Origin of the sequence: Mesorhizobium sp. M2A.F.Ca.ET.039.01.1.1 (genome assembly GCF_003998035.1) — a bacterium.
Classification (GTDB): domain Bacteria; phylum Pseudomonadota; class Alphaproteobacteria; order Rhizobiales; family Rhizobiaceae; genus Mesorhizobium.
This window is the reverse complement of the sequence record NZ_RZRY01001617.1, coordinates 1-382: the sequence shown is the minus strand read 5'-3', so window position 1 is coordinate 382 and position 382 is coordinate 1. Positions and strand designations below refer to the sequence as shown.

At 65.4% G+C, this 382-nt stretch carries 1 protein-coding gene; it reads left to right on the top strand.

Going from position 1 to position 382, the window contains the following annotated elements:
• Positions 1 to 312, top strand: a 312-nt coding sequence (locus EOA24_RS41205) for a MipA/OmpV family protein (protein WP_133375141.1), incomplete at its 5' end; no start/stop codon positions are given.
• Positions 313 to 382 lie beyond the last annotated feature (70 nt).

Sequence of the window (382 nt, the reverse complement as noted above, 5' to 3'; positions counted from 1 at the left end):
GTCCGCATCTCCGGCGGGCCGCGCGTCTCCTTCGCCTCGTCGGGCTATTTCGACGCCTATTACGGCGTCAACGCCACCGAAGCGGCGGCCTCCGGCCTCAGCGAATACCATCCGGGAGGCGGCCTGAAGTCGACCGGCCTCGGCGGCGCGATCACCTGGAAGGTCACCGAGCCGATGACGGCCAGCCTGTTCGGCGAATATTCGCGCCTGATGGGCCCGGCCGCCGATTCCAGCCTCGTCCGGGAGCGCGGCGATCGCAACCAGTTCACGGTCGGCGTCTCGACCACCTATCGCTTCGACTTTTCGATGTAGCCGCCTGAACTCGGCGCTTTATTCCTGCTGACTAATCCGCTAAAAGCCCGGCCATGACGAGCTTTTCGCG